The organism is Mesobacillus sp. LC4 (genome assembly GCF_053543455.1).
Genome location: NZ_JBGCUB010000006.1, coordinates 233,423 through 250,007, shown reverse-complemented (window position 1 = coordinate 250,007; position 16,585 = coordinate 233,423). Strand labels below are relative to the sequence as shown.

Sequence of the window (16,585 nt, the reverse complement as noted above, 5' to 3'; positions counted from 1 at the left end):
AAAATTGATGGGACGCATTATGAAACGGACGTATGGAAAAGTGACTCAGGAATGACGAACTATACAGTTAAATTGCTGCCAAATACGGAAGAGTACAGTCATGAAATCAACGAAAAACTTCAGGATGGACATACGAAGAGTTATGAAGAAACTGAAATTATGTTCAATAAGGCGAAACAGATCATGGATGAATTGCCTGAAGTTAAAAACAAGAGTCGCGTGGATTCAGTCAGTTGGGTCTCCTATGATGGTGAATTCAAAGTCGTCCTGATCCAGGATTTCGAAAACAGTGAACATCAGCCAGACGAGGAAGCGTTATCTAACTATACAAGTAATCAAATTGAGTATGCTCGGGTTTGGCTGCAACTAGCACCCAATCAGGAAATCGATGAATTGAATGTCCGGCACATTCCAGCGGGAGAGAAACTGAATCCTGACGATGAAACAAGCGCAAGTTATCCGGAGGATGTCATCCAGTTGGCAGGTTCTCGGTTGGTGGATGGCTCCGTGACTTATAGTGGCAATGGAGACGGCACGATCAATGTGTACAATGTCCCTCTGCGCTGGGATGGTAAATACCCTGCTGGGAAAAAATTTTATAATGAGATCATTCAAAGTACAAAGCTCGTCCCTATCGATACTGGAGACGATCAGGAGGTCATACGGCTGATAAAATTGCTGAAGATTCATTAAGTTAAATCGCGTATTTTTTTTACAGCCTGTAATTATGGAAGTGAGGGTTTTATATGAGAGTAATCGGAATTGATTTATCAGGTCCAAAAAATCATAAGGATACCGTTCTCGCTATTTTTAAACAAGAGGGAAATCACCTGCAATTGGTTAAGTGGGCAAATAACTTAAGCGATCAGAACATATTGAGAGAGATTTATGAACAAAGCCAATTAGATGAGGTAGTAATCGGAATTGATGCACCATTGTCTTATCAAGACGGTGGAGGAGATAGAGAAAGTGACCGGGAACTAAGAAAGTTTATTGTGAATTTAGGGATGAGATCGGGGTCAATCATGCCGCCAACCTTAAATAGAATGGTGTATTTAACATTAAGAGGAATAAAACTAAGTAGAGAAATAGAGAATCTAAACGCCGCGTATCCCATTTCTTTAGTGGAAGTCCATCCAGGGGCCGTAATTGGGTCGAGACTGTCCAAACAAAATATTGAATATGTGTTGGCATACAAACAAGAACATTCAGCTAGAAGTTTTATTCGGAATTGGCTTATGGAGCAGGGACTTACTCAATTACCTATTGAAATGGAAGTAGAAAGCCATTCGATCGATGCATGTGCTGCTGCGTTAGGTGCATGGCATTGGAAGGCTCCTTCGTATAATGCAAAATGGATCTATCGTGCTTGCCTTCCGCTGCATCCTTATGACTATTGCTGTTAAATTCAGCGGCAGTTGGGCGTGATTATTGGAAATACGTTAGGTTCAGTTGTTATTTCTTTAGTATTCATTGCGGTTACCTCAATTAATTCCATCTTTAGATTTCAACCAAGGTAATAATGTAATGAGTAAATTTAGGCAAAACAAGATGGAATGGAGGAGGTCAGTATATGGATGCTTTATTTATTGTTGAAAGAATTAATGATCTGTTCAATATAACGAATAAGAAAATCTTTTCAAGTGAATCGGGAATTACTTACCAGGCAGATCAAAGGATTAAGAAATTGGGATACTGTGTTAACCTAACACTTGAAACGATTGAGGAAGCAAGGATTCATGGTGTTGATATGATTGTGACACACCACGATGCCTGGGTTGAAATATTTGGGTTGAAAGAGGCATGCGTAGAAAAACTAGCTGAATATGGCATTAGTCACTACTATAATCATCTGCCACTCGATGACTGTAACTTTGGGACAAATGATAGTTTATTAGGAAAATTGAATTTAGAACCTGTTAAAAGAACCCACGAATGGGAAGGGTTATATTTTGGAAGAATCGCAGAGTATGATGAAGAAATCGAATTTAATGACTTAGTAAAAAAGATGGAACATTTGCTTGAAGAACCAGTTAAATCTTGGCGGTTTAATGATAAAGCGGTAAAGCGAGTGGGCTTGGTTTGTGGCAATGGAGCGCCAACAGCTTGCCTTAAGGAAGCTGTTGAAAATGATTGTGATGTATACATTACAGGTGAATGTAATTTGTATACGATTCAATATGCTCAGTTTAAAGGGATGAATCTGATCATTGGCAGTCATACCTTCACAGAATTTTTTGGAATTGAAAGTTTGGCAATGAAACTGAATGAGAATATAAAAGAACTTGAAGTAGTGAGACTTAATGAAGAGCATTATGAGACGAATATAAAATAAATATAATAAATGAGAGTACATGGATATTTCCGCTCACCAAAAAAGAAATGACTTACCGGACCTTATGTTTCGCTAATTTCCGTTCGGCGTCTTGAAGTGTGTAGCACAACCTATAACCAAGAAAGGCAACTTACCGATTGGGAGTTGTCTTTTTTTATGCCTTTTAAAGGAACAAAAACAGTTTTACTCGTTCCGCGATTTATAACAATATACCAAAATTCTAAAGCTTGATCTCCTTCACAGCTCCTACCTCCATTTAGGTTCTAAGTCAGATGTGGATTTTTTCAGCCAAATCCGGATTTTAGATGAATAGTCCAATCCTCTGTAAGGAAATTCCCATAAGATATTGTGTTCTCAATAAAAAATAAGGGAGTGAGATTATTGAGAGATAAAGAGAATCACAATAAGGATTTTTCGGCGAATATTAGTAGTTGTTCAAACAGAAACGTAGAACCTGATGTGAATTTTGATGCAAGGATAAGCAAGGTACCTGTAGTTTTAGCTGAAATTGAAGTAAGTACCTCGGTAAAAGCTGACATTACTTTTCCAGAAGACGTGCTAGAAATCAAGGATATCAAAAAACGAGTAGTCCTTGTTCAATGTCGTTTGCTGGTGCCAACCAATCAGCTATTCATTAAAGGATATGTAGAAAAAAATATCAGATACGCTGCTGCACCAAAGGGATGGAAGCGGAAGTCTATAGACTCGGATATTCGGTCTCTTACTGTGAAAGTTCCTTTTGAGTGTGCTACTCCAATTAGGGAGTTCATAACTCGTCCAGTAAACGTTCGATTTAACCAGCGCAGTGAATTTGATTTCTTGCTTAAAGAACCTTTACCGGAAGGTTATCCTGAAAAAGATGAGCTGCTAACGAGCGACCCTTCAACATTTCATCAATCCAGTACCCAACACTATAATGAACTTCCCTACTGCGATTTGGTATCCAGCAATATTATAGAATACGATGAAGCAACAGACAGGGTACCGTTACACGAGGGAGCAATATTTGAGGGATCCTTTAGAAACATCGTAGAGAAGATGATTGTCAAGTTTACAATCAAGCTGCTTCAGAAACAACAAGTCCCAATTGGTGGAGGAGCACCTGGACCGACCGGGCCGACAGGGCCAACTGGACCGACCGGGGCAATCGGGCCTATCGGGGAAACGGGAGCAACCGGAGCGACAGGAGCAACCGGACCAACCGGGCCAACCGGACCGACGGGGCCAGCAGGAGCAACCGGAGTGACCGGGCCGACAGGAGCAACGGGACCAACCGGACCAACCGGACCAACCGGACCAACCGGACCGACGGGGCCAACTGGAGCAACCGGAGCGACAGGACCAACTGGAGCAACCGGAGCGACAGGACCAACGGGACCAACGGGACCAACAGGAGCAACCGGACCAACCGGAGCGACAGGACCAACGGGACCAACGGGACCGACGGGAGCAACTGGAGCGACAGGACCAACTGGAGCAACCGGAGCGACAGGATCAACGGGACCGACGGGACCAACGGGACCAACGGGACCAACAGGAGCAACCGGACCAACGGGACCGACAGGACCATCGGGACCAACGGGACCGACGGGAGCAACTGGAGCGACAGGACCAACTGGTGCAACCGGAGCGACAGGACCAACGGGACCAACAGGAGCAACCGGACCAACGGGACCAACCGGACCGACGGGAGCAACTGGAGCGACAGGACCAACTGGAGCAACCGGAGCGATAGGACCAACGGGACCAACAGGACCGACGGGACCAACAGGAGCAACCGGACCAACAGGAGCGACAGGACCAACGGGACCAACCGGACCGACGGGAGCAACTGGAGCGACAGGACCAACTGGTGCAACCGGAGCGATAGGACCAACGGGACCAACCGGGCCAACAGGACCAACCGGACCAACAGGGCCAACAGGACCAACCGGACCAACCGGACCAACCGGACCAACAGGACCAACCGGACCAACAGGACCAACCGGACCAACCGGACCAACAGGACCAACCGGACCAACAGGGGCAACAGGATCAACCGGACCAACAGGACCAACCGGACCAACAGGACCAACCGGACCGACGGGACCAACCGGACCAACAGGGCCAACGGGACCAACGGGGCCAACAGGACCAACCGGACCAACAGGGCCAACCGGACCAACAGGGCCAACCGGACCAACGGGACCAACAGGGCCAACCGGACCGACGGGGCCAACGGGACCAACGGGGCCAACAGGACCAACAGGGCCAACCGGACCAACCGGACCAACAGGGCCAACCGGACCAACCGGACCAACCGGACCAACCGGACCAACCGGACCAACCGGACCAACCGGACCAACCGGACCAACCGGACCAACCGGACCAACCGGACCAACCGGGCCAACAGGACCGACAGGGATAACCGGACCGACTGGACCAACTGGAATATGTGAATGTGACGAACTGGAATGTACTTGTACAGAGCAAATCAGGAATGTATTGTTGCAAATTGCTGGCGCGACAGGATCAGTTAACGTTCAAATAAATACTGAAAACGGCGGTACCGTCACAGGGTCAATAACGAATGTATCGCAGGTTGGAGAAGGAATAGTTACACTGAATGATGGAACGATTATAAGTATTTGTAAGATAGCCTGGATTAGGACCCCTAATACTGATTTTGAAACATTAGGAATTGTACCACTGAATTTACCAGAACCACCTGAGGTAAGCTGTGAAGATGACTGTGAGCAGGAAATAAGAAATGCTTTAATGATTGGCACAACTTATAATATATCTGCTGGCGGAAATGCAACAGGTAACAGACGTGTAAACTCTAAAGCGGTTGGCATAGTTTTCATAGGACAACAAACAGGATCTGGTATTACAACAGATACAGCTGTTTCTACATGTGATATTGAATTTGCTGATCCGCAATAACGATAAAAAATTCAACTATTATAGCCCTTCAGATACCCTTTGCTTGGTATTTGAAGGGTTTTTTCTTTAAATAAAACTTTTTTAGTGACAAATGTTGCTTTTCGAATAAAACGTTCTTACTGTCCATTTTTTGCGGACAAGAAATTCAATCCACTTGCAGGAATCCCTGACCAAACCGCACTAATAAATATTAATTTCATATTATGGGTTTATGGATCTTGAAATTTAACTATTTGCAGGTGAAAAGATGATACAAAAGCTCAGAAATTTTGAATTTGAAAAACGACTTAACCTTCTTCCAATGGCAAATGAACAATTATTAATTAAATCTGACAGAAACGTGGAGAAACTCCACATTGTCTATGCAATGACCCATGTAGGAATTTGTGGTGGTGTAAAAGTAATATTTGAACATGCTAACAAATTACAAGAGGCTGGAGCTAAAGTAACACTTGTATCCCATTTCCAGCAGCCATCCTGGTTTCCGATTGAAACGGAATATATCCAAGTTCCATTTGACCTTGAACTAGCAAAAGGAATCCCGGATTGTGATGTAATTGTAGCCACATACTGGGATCACATTCAGGCATGTATTGAAACAGGCATTGCACCTGTTGTTTATTTTGAACAAGGCGATTTTCATTTATTTGACTATGATTCAATGAATTTAACATTAAAGAACTTTATCCAAAAGCAATATGAAATTCCTCCTTTTGTTTTCACTGTTTCGCACCAGGCAGCAGGATTGATTACAAAGATATATGGAAGAGAAGCACAGGTTTTCCCGAATGCAGTAGATGAAAGTGTGTTTTGTGTAAATGGAGATAAAGAGTTAGGGGAACGTCCATACTTATTGATGGTAGGAGGAGAAAGTGCAGCTTTTAAAGGTATTCCTGATATCATTGATGCATATGAAAAAGTAAAAGAAGATTTTGAGATTGAATTGTATTGGATCACACCGGAAGACCCCTCTGAAAAGTTAAAGAGCCGGGTCACGAAGGTATTCGTCAATCCAAGGCAAGAAAAGATTGGCAGCCTATTTAGAGGTGCTGCTATATATGTTTGTGGGTCAACATATGAGAATTTTCCACTGCCACCTCTTGAGGCAATGTCCTGTGGTTGTCCTGTTGTTACAACGAATAATACAGGTTCACTGGAATACGCTGTCCATGGTCACAATGCTTTAATTTGTAATATGAAAGATTCTGTTGATATGGCTGAAAAAATAACAGAAGTGTTTTCAGATGCAGGTCTAAAAGATAGTTTAATAGCGAATGGATTAGAAACAGCGAAACAATACAAATGGAACAACATCATTCAGAATATCCTTGAGTATTATAAAAACATTGCTGGGCACGGAGTTTTACCTGATTGCACCTTAGATGATTGGGATATAGCCATAGAAGAAAAAGATTGTTTATATAAGGAAGATTATATAAAGCTGAAAAAAATGCTCCTTGTAACGAATGCAGACATAGTAAAGGCACCTGTTATTTATTCAATAGAAAAAGTTCCGCAAATAGCGAGGTGGGAAGTAGTCGCAATAAGGAAAAACTGCGATGAAGGAATTGTTGAGGAATGCTATTGTCCTGTGTGGCCATTAAAGAAGCTGCATTTGTATGATTTAAAAGGTTATCAATCCTTTCTGAAAAAACAATATGATAAGGCATTAGAGGAATTTACACAATTATATAATGGGAATTCGTCAAAAGATAAAGCGGTTTGGGCCAAATGGATTGTATTAACATTAATCAGGCTGCAAAGAAAACAAGAAGCGAAAAGAATGTTAAAGCAATACATTAAAGAATATCCACACAACGCTGATTTTTATAAATTAAGCATATTGGCAGGGGAAAAGGAACAGCAAGATCCGTTTTCGGTTGAGGCAATAAAACTATTAGGCGAAGCGACTGGTTCAGCAGAGTTTTTCTATAAAGTAGAACCGTAAATGAAATAACCCTCTATAATTTTAGAGGGTTATTTATATCTATTCACACGGCGATCAATCGTATTTTGGCCTTTTATTATACCTATAGCTCTTATGTTTTGCACAGGCTCGTTATAATTCGGATGAATGGATAGGGCTTTTATAAAATGTGAGAAGGCTTCATCATACTTTTTTAAAGCAAGGTAGGCTTCGCCGAGGTAATTTTCGAGAATATGATCTTTCTTTTCTGCTTTACAAAACATTTTTACGGAACGGTGATAATCCTTTTCTACAAGAGCTTTCATTCCTTCATAAAAATCCCTGTCAGATTGACTGTTGATCATAGGAATGGCATCCCTGAACATATAGATTGCATCGTCCAGCATTCCTCTTCTTGAAAGAGCAACACCTGCTATCAGTTTTGCGGTAAATAGCGCGTTCCCATCGCCTGAATCCCAATCTGCTTCCGGGATCCACTTCAAGTCCTCATCTCTTAAATTCTTTCTTACATGCCTGGTCAATACTTCTGGATCTTTATTGTTCGTGACATTAGTTTGGTGTCTTCTGTATAGGTATAAGGGTTCTGGGATATGATGGGATTTCCACTCACGGGCAATTTGCAAAACTAAATCTGTATCGGAACCGACCTTTACTTGTTCATCATGCAAAATTCCATTAATGGCTTCTCTTTTAAAGATGATAGTAGGATTATTAAAAGGCGTACCTATACTAAGGAAAAAAGGGTAAATATCTTCGGGAAAAATATTGTTGGATTGCCAGTAGCCAAATGGCTTGCCCTTCTCAGTCATCAAAAGCATGTCACTGTGGACAAATCCGATGTCACTTGATTCCAACCCCTTTAGCATCCTTTCAAATCTATTGGGAAGGGATATGTCGTCAGAATCATGGATAGTGATATATTCTCCATTTGCCTGCTTTAGCCCCGCATTTTTTGCTCCTGCTACTCCTTTGTTCTCTTGCTTAAAGTAACGAATGCGAGGATCCTTAAAAGATAGGATCACATCTTCACTGCGATCTGTGGACCCATCGTTTATAATGATCAATTCAAAGTCGGCTAACGTCTGGTTTAAAATACTCTGGATCGCCTCGCCAATGAATTGTTCACTGTTATAAACAGCTAGCACTACACTTATCATATTATCTCCCTACTTTTTAATTTTGTCTGATTCTTTTCCTTCCATCTATATACCAATCTAATAGATGGCCAAAATCGATGGCCACTTTACCCCTTTTGGCTATGTCAACGCATATTAGGTTTGCTGGAATTCCAGCGGACACAAAGGCAGCATCGAATTCATATTGATTTATTTCTTCAAGTACTTTCGGAACTTCATAAATATTAGGTACCGCTACTGCGCCCACAATCGACTTATATCCCAAATTTTTAAAATACTGCATGCCGTCTTCTGCACGGTTTCCGATAAGTAGAATGCGATATTTAGATAGCAGGTCATGATAGATTGTGAATCCGTCATTCATCAAATAATTTATGCGAGAATCGGTAATATTCATGTTTTGCAAAGGCAGCTTCAGTGATTTGGCAAGCTTATTAAATAATCGCTGGTAAGTTGGATATCTGGCAGCTGGAATACCAATAAAGTCAGCTTCAAATAAATTTCTGGTAAGTTCGTTTCTTTTTTCAATATTGGGTACTGTGAATCCACCTAGTGCATATTTTAATTTTCCACTTTTGTTGATTACATCAGAAGGAACCAAAACATCATGTGCTAGCGCCAAAAGTTCACCATCACCTAAGCGAATGACACTTAAGCCCTTTTTTTCTTTCATGGCGTGCCAAATTTGATTCTTTACTTCATGTGGAGTTTTAAGTTGGATAATGTCGTTTGAGAAACTCTTCAAGCCCTTATCAATAATGTCTTCAATATTATAAGGGAGATACTGATTCTCCTTTAATCTTCTTTGTATAAGATCTTCCCCGCCTCTATAGATAGCTTCTGAAGCCAATGAGGCTTTATCCCATTGGCCAGGATATCCAAGATTATAGATCCTTTCCCATTCTTCCTTAGAGATTGAGTAACTCAAGATAAGTCTCCTCTCCTTGTGATTTTTTACAGTCCCAACATTATATTTTCGCGCCAAATGAATGGTTCATAAATGAAGCACGAACAATGGCCTGAAAAAGAACATAAGGTATAGAGGAAACAATATACTTAAGCTTCGAAGGGAGAAGGTAATGAAGGTATTAGTAACTGGAGGTGCTGGTTTTATCGGCTCGTATATTGTGGATGCGATGGTGGACAAAGGCTATGAAACAGTAGTAGTGGATAATCTTTCTTCTGGAAAAAAGGATTTCTTGCATCCAGCGGCTACATTTTATTCTTTGAATATACTCAGTGACGGTTTAGGGTCTATTTTTGAAAAGGAAAGGCCAGAAGCAGTCATCCATCTTGCAGCACAAATCAATGTCCAGAAATCAATTGAGAACTCTGCGCTGGACGCTGAGGTCAATATTTTGGGCACGTTGAAAATACTGGAGCTATGTAAAAAATACGGTTGTAAATTGATTTACTCCTCTTCGGCCGCAGTGTATGGAAACCCCGTCTATTTGCCTGTGGACGAACGACACCCTGTTAAACCTCTATCAAACTATGGCATTTCGAAATACACGCCAGAAATGTATATCTCCCTTTATTCCCAGCAATATGATTTAGATTATACGATCTTGCGGTATGCGAATGTCTATGGAGCCAGACAGGATGCAGCGGGAGAAGGTGGTGTCGTTTCGATTTTCATAAAAAAAATGCTCAATAATGAATCGCCTGTAATCTTTGGTAACGGAGAACAAACAAGGGATTTTATTTATGCAGAAGACGTCGCTGGTGCTAATATCGCTGCTTTGGAAAGGGATTGCCGCGGTGTATTCAATATAAGCAGTAATCACGAATTGACTATTAACTCGCTCGTGGAGGAAATCAATTCCTTATTGGATACAAAGCTGGCACCCATCCATAAAAAATTCCGGACCGGCGATATTCTCCATAGCTGTCTGAATAACCAATTGGCTCAAAAAAAACTAGGGTGGAAGCCTGAGTTTTCTTTGAAAGAGGGATTGAAGAAGACGATTGACAGCAGCAGGCATTGAATCGTTATGATAGTGAAGAGCAGAATGTAGTTTGTTCGAAATGTAAAAAGAAGTAAGGGGTTGCCCTTACTTCTTTCCTTTTTTACTTTTCAAAAAATCATTGAAAAATTTCTCGTTGAACAAGACCTGCTTGTCATCCGGCCGGTATTTTTTGGCGTTCTGATTGTGTTCAACTGATTTTTCTACATTGCCTAATTCCCAATGGCACACACATAATTGTAGATGCGGATACCATGTTAAATATGCCTGGTTCTGGAAGCCGGCTGTATCCTTACTCATCTGTGTGGCGGTAGTATACCAAAAAACCGCTGTTTGATAATCTTTTTTGGCTTTGAAAAGATCGCCGATGCGGCAGCAAGGTTCAGGGCGGGGGGCATCGTAAGACAGTGACTTCAGCAAAGCTTCCATTTCTTCGTCCTTTTCTCCTCTGTGGCCATGACAATCAGCCAGATTCAAACAGGCTCTTATATTGTCCTCCACCCAGCCTTTTTTGCCTCCAAGGAACTCGTTATAATAAATGATCGCTTTATCATATTTCCTGTGATCACGAAGTTCATTGGCATAATAGTATAGATCCCTCGGGGAAAATTCCTCGCCTCTTTTAATCCGGTTTTCATATATTCTTAAATTCCTGTCAGATGACTGGCCGGTCGATTGTTTTTCATCCTTCTTATGCTCGACGGATATATCAGAGGATAAAATATTGCCGCTAACATCAAGATATTCATGTACGGGTCCGATCCATTTGAAGTTCTTGCTCCTCTTCACCAGGCGGTTTCTTCGGTAATGGAAGGTCGGGTTCCCAAATTCATCCCTGAGGATGACGTAGATCATGGAGACAGCATCAAAATCCGGTTTCAGGGAGGTTTTCAGCTTTTTGAACTTTTGCTGGTCAGCTGGAAGCAGAATATCGTCAGCATCCAGCCAAAGGATATACTCCATCGTGGCATTGCTGAAGGCGAAATTCCGAGCTGCGGAGAAGTCGTCAATCCACTCGAAATCAAGTACTTTGTCAGTGAACTGCCTGGCTATTTCCTTCGTCCGATCAGTCGACCCCGTATCGACGATTACGATTTCATCACAGATTTCCTGTACACTATTGAGGCAGTTCCCCAACACTTCTTCTTCATTTTTAACAATCATGCAGAGACTGATGGTAGCCATTGTTGTCCCTCCTGTAAAAGAGTTTCTTCACATTTTATGTAAAGGGGTAAGTATGTGAAACCCGTTCGAGCGCGGATGTGGGTTATAGGTCTCAGGCAACATATTATTTTAACTAGCTCTATAGGATGCATAGTGAGTGTAAAGTTAAAATTACCATCAACGATCAGTTTGATAAAAAGGGCTTAGGCATGGTATAAGTGTAATGGAGCAGAAGCATTCTGCTTTTTAATTTTGGGATGGAAAAGCTGTTATCCCATGATGAGAGGGATTGAACGAATATGAAAGAAAATTTCTGGCGTGATTTACCACGGCCATTTTTTATACTGGCACCAATGGAAGAAGTGACGGATGTTGTTTTTCGTCATGTAGTGAGTGAAGCGGCAAGGCCAGATGTGTTTTTTACCGAGTTTACAAATAGCGAGAGTTATTGCCATCCAGATGGAATCCAAAGTGTCCGGGGACGTTTGACTTTTACAGAGGATGAACAGCCGATTGTCGCGCATATTTGGGGGGACAAGCCTGAGAACTTTCGGAAAATGAGTATTGGTATGGCAGAAATGGGCTTTAAGGGCCTCGATATCAATATGGGCTGCCCTGTACCAAATGTCACACAGAATGGCAAGGGAAGCGGACTGATCCGACGTCCGGAAGTAGCAGCTGAATTAATCCAGGCAGCAAAAGCAGGAGGATTGCCTGTAAGTGTAAAGACAAGGCTTGGTTTCTCAGAAGTAGACGAATGGAAGAGCTGGCTGAAACACATATTAGAACAAGATATTGCTAATCTTTCCATTCATCTGCGCACAAGGGATGAAATGAGTAAAGTGCCTGCGCATTGGGAGCTGATCCCGGAGATTAAGAAGCTCCGTGACGAGGTGGCACCGGATACCCTTCTGACCATCAATGGGGATATCCCCGACCGCCAGACTGGCTTGAAATTGGTTGAGCAGTATGGTGTTGATGGGGTGATGATTGGGCGCGGCATTTTCCATAATCCATTTGCCTTTGAGATGGAGAAGAAAGAGCATAGCAGTGAGGAGTTGCTTGATCTCCTAAGCCTGCATATGGATTTGCATGACAAGTATTCGCATTTAGAACTGCGACCGTTCACGGCTCTGCATCGCTTTTTCAAAATCTATGTCAAAGGATTCCCTGGGGCGAGTGGATTGAGAAATCAACTAATGAATACGAAGTCAACAGGTGAAGTGCGTGAATTGTTGGAGCAATTTGCTGCCAATAACTCTGATGCTACTGGTGAACAGTAATAGATATGGTGGAAGCTAAGAAGATAGAGGCCTCGAATTTAGGGGTCTCTATTTTTTGTGAATGGATATCATGGTTGACTTCTTCCAACTATAAATGGGTAATCCAAAATGCCTGAGTCAATGAAGGGAATTAGAAGGACAAGGAGCCTACTTGAACTCATATATTTAGGATAATTTATCCAGTTTTTAAATTTATTCAAATAATTCTAATTATTCATGATATTTCGTTTTTGGAAATATATAATTAACCCATCCAATGGAAATTGATGGGAGGAATGGTTTTTGAAGAAGAAGTTTATTTTACCCTTAGTTCTGTCGTCGGCAATGTTGGTAGGCTCTATTCCTGTTAGCAGTGTGCTCGCTCAGCCAGCTGATTCAAGTATGGCTGGCAGTGGACAAGCTTTCAAGGAGTGGAATGAGAAAGCAAGTGTTCCTTTGTTCGTGAAGGAGCGATATTCAGAGAAATTCTCATCGAGCTCAGCCTCTAATGCGCTAAATTATCTGAAGAAAAACCAAGACAAAACGGGAATTCCTCATCCTGATCAAAACCTCAAGGTAAAGAGCACTGAAAAAGATCAACTCGGTATGACTCACGTACGCTTTAATCAATCTGTAAATGGTGTGAATGTTGAAGGTGCCGAGGTTGTTGTTCATTTTAATAAGGATAATGAAATCGTGTCTGTCAACGGAAGAACCAATCAGACCATTACAGCAGATTCAGTCGACACACATGCGTCATTAAGCAGCGATGATGCTTTGAGCGCGGCAATGGCTTCTGTCAATGCACCTGAGGAACTGACATACGAACCAACTTCTGAGCTTGTTATCCTGCCTTTTGAGGGTAAAAATTACACAGCATATAAAGTGAATGTCAATTTCATGGGAGAGGAGCCTGGCAACTGGTTCGTTTTTGTGGATGCAAAAACTGGAGAGGTAATCGATCAGTACAATGGTTTGATGCATGCTGACGAACAAACGCAGAAAGGTGCAGGAAAAGGTGTACATGGCGAACACAGGGATCTTCATATCACGCAGGTAAAAGAGCCGAATTCTGGAACAAAATTTTCATTAGCGGATTATTCTCATGAAAACCTTGGAGGCATCGTAACCTATGATGCTAAAAATGATTATAGCTCCAGTAATGATAGTGTTCATATAGGGAACTCGGCAGCTTTTATCAGCGATTATGATCGAGCGGCTGTCGATGCGCACTATAATTCCGAAAAAGTTTATGATTATTTCCTGAATGAGCATGGCCGTAATTCCCTTGATGGAAATGGGATGGCGATCATTTCAAAAGTTCACTTTGGGAATGGTTACAACAATGCTTCCTGGAATGGACGCTGGATGACTTACGGTGATGGTGACGGAAAATTCATGATATCCCTATCAGCTGGCTTGGATGTTGCAGCTCACGAGATGACACATGGTGTAATCTCACATTCGGCAAATTTAGTTTATCGTAATCAATCAGGGGCACTGAACGAATCATTTGCCGATGTATTTGGTGCGCTGGTTGATGACAGTGACTGGGAAATGGGCGAGGATATTATGGCACCGGAGGCCAAGGCTAACGGTTCAACCGTATTGCGCAGCTTGAGCAATCCAAATGGTGTTGTCGTCAGCAATGAGCAAAGAAGGGCATACAGTACAAATGGCGGAGTCTATCCAGACCATATGGACGAGTTTTATCATATGCCAACTTCGGTAGACGGCGGGGGAGTCCATGTTAACTCATCGATTACAAACCATGCCGCATACTTGATTGCCCAAGACCTTGGAAGAGAAAAATTAGGGAAGATCTATTATCGCGCTTTAACGGTTTATTTAACTTCCAATTCCGATTTTAGCGATGCAAGACAGGCGATTGTCCAGTCTGCAATTGATCTTTATGGTGAAGGCAGCGAGGAAGAGGCAGCCGTACAATCAGGATTCGATGCGGTCGGAATCTATTAATCAATTTGAATGATAACTTGAAATCCCTCAGGCTGTGCGTTTGAGGGATTTTTCATGAGTCTAAACAGCATCACTTCGCATGTGGAGGCTGTTGCGAAAATAGTACTTGCATAATATTAGTGAGTCTTATTCGTTGTGGGATGAGGCTTTTTTAGCAGCCAAAAGAAAGCTGGTTGAGATTTTGGTTCCCTTAAAAAGGGACCTATACTGGGTAGAATGATCTATTAACAGGTAAATATAATATGGTGTATTATTATCTGAGTATTAAGATAGTTTAGACTTTTAGTATATTAAAATTTTTATATTGTAATATACCATTTTAACATCTATAATACACAGAACAAGGACATTTGTGTTTTGTAGGAGGACAGCGAAACGTTCATTGTTTATCTTGCAAATGCAATGTAAAAAAAGAATTTACTTTAAGGGGAGATGACGATGCAAGATTTACTAGGGAAGTTGAAACAAGTAAGCCTGGTGAAACAGATTATTGCGGGTTTGGTAATAGGTGTGGTTCTCGCATTAACGGTTCCTGAGCTTGCAAAGCCGGTTGCGATTTTAGGGTCTCTGTTTGTAGGTGCCCTGAAAGCAGTTGCCCCTGTATTGGTATTATTCTTGGTTATGTCGGCGATTGTCCAGCACAAACGCGGGCAGAAAACAAACATGAAAACGATTATTTCTTTATATCTTTTAGGAACGTTTGCAGCTGGACTTATTGCTGTTATTGCTAGTTTTATGTTCCCGGTGAGCTTGAAGCTTACTGCTGGTGCGGAGGGCATGACGCCTCCTGGCAGTGTGGTAGAGGTTTTAAGAACCTTGCTGCTCAACATCGTGGACAATCCAGTTAACGCTATTATAAATGCAAATTATATCGGTATTTTAGCATGGGCAGCCCTGATTGGTTTTGCTCTGAAGAGTGCAGCTGATTCAACAAAGACGGTGATTGGGAACTTAGCCGATGCTATGTCCAAGATCGTTGCCTGGGTGATCAAATTCGCACCGCTGGGCATCATGGGGCTTGTATTTGAATCGATTACGACAAACGGAATCAGTTCTTTGCTTGGCTATGGAAAATTGCTTGCCGTCCTGATCGGCTGCATGCTTGTTGTGGCCCTTGTAGTCAATCCGATTATCGTGTTCACATTGATCAGGCAAAATCCATATCCGCTTGTTCTAAAATGTTTAAAAGAAAGTGGCATTACTGCATTCTTTACACGCAGTTCCGCTTCAAATATCCCTGTGAATATTAAAATATGTGAAGAATTAGGCCTGGATAAGGATTCCTATTCTGTTTCCATTCCTTTAGGAGCAACCATCAATATGGCTGGAGCGGCTGTGACCATCTCCGTTATGACACTGGCTGCAGTCCATACGCTGGGAATTCAAGTGGATCTGCCGACTGCCGTCATCCTAAGTGTTTTGGCTGCAATCAGTGCTGCTGGTGCTTCAGGCGTTGCCGGAGGTTCCCTGCTGCTGATCCCGCTCGCATCCAGCTTGTTCGGCATTCCGAATGATGTCGCCATGCAAGTGGTAGCAGTAGGATTCATCATTGGTGTTTTACAAGATTCCTTTGAAACAGCCCTTAACTCATCCACAGACGTCCTGTTCACAGCTGCCGTTGAATTCAAGAAATGGCGTGAAGAAGGGAAAGTGGTTGAAATTAAAAAGGCGTCTTAATATGACCGAAATATAAATTCCAAAACTAAAGCAGGAACCTATTAGGTTCCTGCTTTAGTTTTGGAATTTTCTTGTTCAGCTGCAGATTCTTCATTCATCATCAGAAAATTTATATGATGAGTGACGTATTTACTCATTATGAAAGATACGTTTCTTTAATAAACAGCTTTTTGTAAAGCCATTTAAGAAACTACATAAAACTGGTGGTCACTTTT

11 protein-coding genes and 1 pseudogene are annotated in these 16,585 nt (G+C 42.0%); 9 read left to right on the top strand and 3 right to left on the bottom strand.

Annotation, left to right across the window (positions count from 1 at the left end):
• Positions 1-330 precede the first annotated feature (330 nt).
• The 5 genes and pseudogenes from AB5I83_RS18960 to AB5I83_RS18940 form a co-directional block, all read left to right on the top strand.
• Positions 331-693 (top strand): annotated as a pseudogene (locus AB5I83_RS18960) (hypothetical protein); the annotation flags it as partial.
• A 53-nt stretch (positions 694-746) separates the two neighbouring features.
• Entirely contained in the window at positions 747-1,406 is a 660-nt protein-coding gene (locus AB5I83_RS18955) for a DUF429 domain-containing protein (protein WP_448977606.1), read from the top strand.
• Between the two features lie 167 nt (positions 1,407-1,573).
• Positions 1,574-2,335, top strand: a complete 762-nt coding sequence (locus AB5I83_RS18950; RefSeq protein WP_448977604.1) for a Nif3-like dinuclear metal center hexameric protein — start codon at positions 1,574-1,576, stop codon at positions 2,333-2,335.
• 381 nt (positions 2,336-2,716) lie between these two features.
• Positions 2,717-5,260 carry a CsxC family protein gene (locus AB5I83_RS18945; RefSeq protein WP_448977602.1) on the top strand — a complete coding sequence of 848 codons (2,544 nt, stop codon included), beginning with the start codon at positions 2,717-2,719 and terminating at the stop codon, positions 5,258-5,260.
• 247 nt (positions 5,261-5,507) lie between these two features.
• Complete coding sequence (locus tag AB5I83_RS18940) at positions 5,508-7,208, top strand: glycosyltransferase (RefSeq protein WP_448977600.1); 1,701 nt, start codon at positions 5,508-5,510, stop codon at positions 7,206-7,208.
• A gap of 29 nt (positions 7,209-7,237) precedes the next feature.
• On the opposite strand, the gene AB5I83_RS18935 is transcribed toward AB5I83_RS18940, so the two are convergent.
• Positions 7,238-8,344, bottom strand: coding sequence for a glycosyltransferase (locus AB5I83_RS18935; protein WP_448977598.1), 1,107 nt, complete (start codon positions 8,342-8,344; stop codon positions 7,238-7,240).
• A gap of 16 nt (positions 8,345-8,360) precedes the next feature.
• Positions 8,361-9,251, bottom strand: coding sequence for a GT-D fold domain-containing protein (locus AB5I83_RS18930; RefSeq protein ID WP_448977596.1), 891 nt, complete (start codon positions 9,249-9,251; stop codon positions 8,361-8,363).
• 151 nt (positions 9,252-9,402) lie between these two features.
• On the opposite strand from AB5I83_RS18930, the gene AB5I83_RS18925 reads away from it, so the two are divergent.
• Entirely contained in the window at positions 9,403-10,311 is a 909-nt protein-coding gene (locus AB5I83_RS18925) for an NAD-dependent epimerase/dehydratase family protein (RefSeq protein WP_448977594.1), read from the top strand.
• Between the two features lie 66 nt (positions 10,312-10,377).
• Here the strand turns inward: AB5I83_RS18925 and AB5I83_RS18920 are convergent, their stop codons facing one another.
• Positions 10,378-11,475 carry a glycosyltransferase gene (locus AB5I83_RS18920; RefSeq protein WP_448977592.1) on the bottom strand — a complete coding sequence of 366 codons (1,098 nt, stop codon included), beginning with the start codon at positions 11,473-11,475 and terminating at the stop codon, positions 10,378-10,380.
• A gap of 278 nt (positions 11,476-11,753) precedes the next feature.
• Between AB5I83_RS18920 and AB5I83_RS18915 the strand changes: the two genes are divergently transcribed.
• The 3 genes from AB5I83_RS18915 (at position 11,754) to sstT (ending at position 16,370) form a co-directional block, all read left to right on the top strand.
• A complete protein-coding gene (locus tag AB5I83_RS18915) occupies positions 11,754-12,737 on the top strand; it encodes a tRNA dihydrouridine synthase (protein WP_448977590.1) in 984 nt (327 codons plus the stop codon).
• Positions 12,738-13,019: 282 nt separating this feature from the next.
• Positions 13,020-14,693 (top strand): M4 family metallopeptidase, encoded by a 1,674-nt coding sequence (locus AB5I83_RS18910; protein ID WP_448977588.1) that lies wholly within the window; start codon positions 13,020-13,022, stop codon positions 14,691-14,693.
• A 438-nt stretch (positions 14,694-15,131) separates the two neighbouring features.
• Positions 15,132-16,370: a serine/threonine transporter SstT gene (gene sstT / locus AB5I83_RS18905; protein ID WP_448977586.1), complete on the top strand. Its 1,239-nt coding sequence runs from the start codon at positions 15,132-15,134 to the stop codon at positions 16,368-16,370.
• Positions 16,371-16,585 lie beyond the last annotated feature (215 nt).